This is a genomic window from Rhodopirellula europaea 6C (assembly GCF_000338295.1).
Taxonomy (GTDB): domain Bacteria; phylum Planctomycetota; class Planctomycetia; order Pirellulales; family Pirellulaceae; genus Rhodopirellula; species Rhodopirellula europaea.
Genome location: NZ_ANMO01000115.1, coordinates 1 through 2,551 on the forward strand (window position 1 = coordinate 1; position 2,551 = coordinate 2,551).

Below are 2,551 nucleotides of genomic sequence, written 5' to 3' on the forward strand. Positions count from 1 at the left end.
TATTGGCAGTCACGACCGTTGCACCCGCAGAATTCGCGGCTTGGGCAACCGCGTTGATGCACGCGTTGTAGCCATGATTGGTGACAGAATTTCGTCGCCGGCCCGAAGTGGCAGCGACCTCACGACCGCGTTGACGCCTTCGGTTGCATTGCGAACAAAGGCAATGTCTCGCGGAGACGCGTTGATTTCTCGGGCGACTGTTTGGCGAACGAAATCAAGTTTGGGAAGCAGCGACCTTTCCGGTGCGAGGAATTCGATCGGGTCTTCCTCCAGTCGGTTCTGCCAGTGCCGTTGGTTTTCGATCACACAACGAGGTGTGGCACCAAAGGATCCGTGATTGAGGAAATCCAGGTCACGCCGAATCAACCATGGTTCTTGTTGTTTGTCGTACAACGGGAGGCCTGTTGGTGGGAGTTTGGCATTTTGAGGTGATGTCTTGAAGCTTCGCAGTCAGATGACGTTGGCTTGCCAGTCGTCTTTCCGCAGCGGGTATGATGAGCCACCCAGTGATTTCGGCAACGAGCCTCGTCCAAATGATTTGAGTTGGGAACGCGAAGATGAAACACCGTCATAGCCTTTGGTTGCTCATTGTCATGTGTTTGCTGATGTTTCAGAAGGCCGCTCACTGCGAGGAATCAAGTTCGGTTGTGACGCATCAAGGGCTCGTCTACGCGGAGGTATCCGGTGCCGGGAATGAAGCTCGATCGCTCCAGTTGGATTTGTTCGTGCCGGCGACGTCCGAGCCGCCTCCCCTCGTGGTTTGGATTCACGGTGGCGGATGGCGAAACGGTTCGCGACGCAACCCGAAGTTGATCGAGGTGACAGAGCACGGTTATACACTGGCCAGCCTGAGTTACCGCTTCTCCAAAGAGGCAATTTTCCCGGCCCAGGTTCACGATTGCAAAGCGGCGATTCGATGGTTGCGAGCCAATGCAGAGCGTTATGGTTACAACGCCGACTGGATCGCGGTCGCGGGAAGTTCCGCGGGTGGGCATCTTGCGTTGTTGCTGGGCACGTCCGGCGACGTGGCTGAGTTGGAAGGTGCAGTGGGCGGAAACGTCGAGCAGTCCTCTCGTGTGCAGGCGGTGATCGATTACTTCGGCCCATCTGATTTCGTTCTGCGTGGAAAGACACAACCCGAGCGAGCGTACACTGATCTCTCCGGCAGCTACGCGTTGCTGGGCGGCAAAGACGGGAAGGTTTCTGAGCAGATGGAGCAATTCGCCAGTCCGGCGACCCATGTGTCCTCTGACGACCCTCCGCTATTGATCTTTCACGGAACAGCAGACAAGACGGTGTTGTTGGATCAAAGCGAGAGGATAGTCGAGTTGTACGAGGCCTCTGGTCTCGAAGTAGAGCTCATCGAGCACGAGGGCGCAGGTCACGGCGGCAAACGGTTCTTCACCGGGGAATCTCTTCAGAAGGCGATCCACTTTTTGAATGCCCATCGACCGGATTGAATCAAGAATGTGAGTGTGCGAGAGCCTATGATGGTCGACTGATTTCGTCGTTTGAGCCGGTGGGATAGGCGAACGCAGTTGCTTCTTGGGAGAACAGGCATGTCGTTGAGACTGGGCGGGTTGTTGTGTGGCATCGTGATGATGGTCGGTGGCACGGTGCTGGGGCAAAGTGTCTCTGGCGACGAGGTGAATCGTCCCAATGTGATTTTGGTGATGGCGGACGATTTGGGGTACGCCCAGACGGGATACTTTCAGCATCCGTTGCTGAAGACACCTGAGCTGGATCGGCTGGCCGCCGGCGGATTGCGACTGGATCGGTTCTATGCGGCCTCCGCGGTGTGCTCGCCAACCCGAGCGAGCGTTTTGACGGGGCGTTCCCCCGTGCGAACCGGGGTGCCTTCGCATGGTCATGCTCTTCGGCATCAGGAACGATCCATCGCGACTGCGATTCGGAACGCGGGCTATGTAACGGGGCACTTTGGCAAGTGGCATCTCAACGGGCTTCGCGGACCCGGTGTTCCGATCCTGGGCGAGGACCGCTTTCATCCCGGTCGGTTTGGATTTGATGTGTGGTTGTCGGTGACCAATTTCTTTGATCGCGACCCGTTGTTGAGTCGTCGCGGAAAGTTTGAGGCCTTCGAAGGCGACTCGTCTGAGGTGATTGTGAAAGAGGCGTTGGACTTCGCGTCCCGATCAGCACGCGCACAACAACCGTTCTTCGCGGTGGTTTGGTATGGCACCCCACACAGTCCGTTTGTTGCATCCGATGAAGACATGCAAACACTGGTCGACGCGGGCAAGGACGAAGATGAGAAGGCTAAGTTGCAACAGATCGTTGATGGCATGGATGAGTATTCTCGCAATCATTATGGCGAATTGGTTGCCATGGATCGAAGTCTGGGGACTCTTCGAGAAGGATTGGAGCGATTGCGAGTGCTGGACGACACGCTGATCTGGTTCTGCAGTGACAATGGTGGTTTGTCAGGCATCGAACCATCGACGACGGCTCCGTTGCGAGGCCACAAGTCGCAGCTTTACGAGGGTGGGCTGCGCGTGCCGTGTGTGTTGCACTGGCCCGATCAGATTCAAGC

Annotated in this window: 3 protein-coding genes; 2 read left to right on the plus strand and 1 reads right to left on the minus strand. The window is 56.6% G+C overall.

Going from position 1 to position 2,551, the window contains the following annotated elements:
- Positions 1-9 precede the first annotated feature (9 nt).
- Positions 10-393 carry an aminotransferase class V-fold PLP-dependent enzyme gene (locus RE6C_RS11305; protein ID WP_008656683.1) on the minus strand — a complete coding sequence of 128 codons (384 nt, stop codon included), beginning with the start codon at positions 391-393 and terminating at the stop codon, positions 10-12.
- 164 nt (positions 394-557) lie between these two features.
- On the opposite strand from RE6C_RS11305, the gene RE6C_RS11310 reads away from it, so the two are divergent.
- Together RE6C_RS11310 and RE6C_RS11315 are read left to right on the plus strand one after the other, a co-directional pair.
- Positions 558-1,460, plus strand: a complete 903-nt coding sequence (locus RE6C_RS11310; RefSeq protein ID WP_039961819.1) for an alpha/beta hydrolase — start codon at positions 558-560, stop codon at positions 1,458-1,460.
- Between the two features lie 99 nt (positions 1,461-1,559).
- Positions 1,560-2,551 (plus strand): sulfatase-like hydrolase/transferase (locus RE6C_RS11315; protein ID WP_236618119.1); only part of this gene is annotated, 992 nt, incomplete at its 3' end.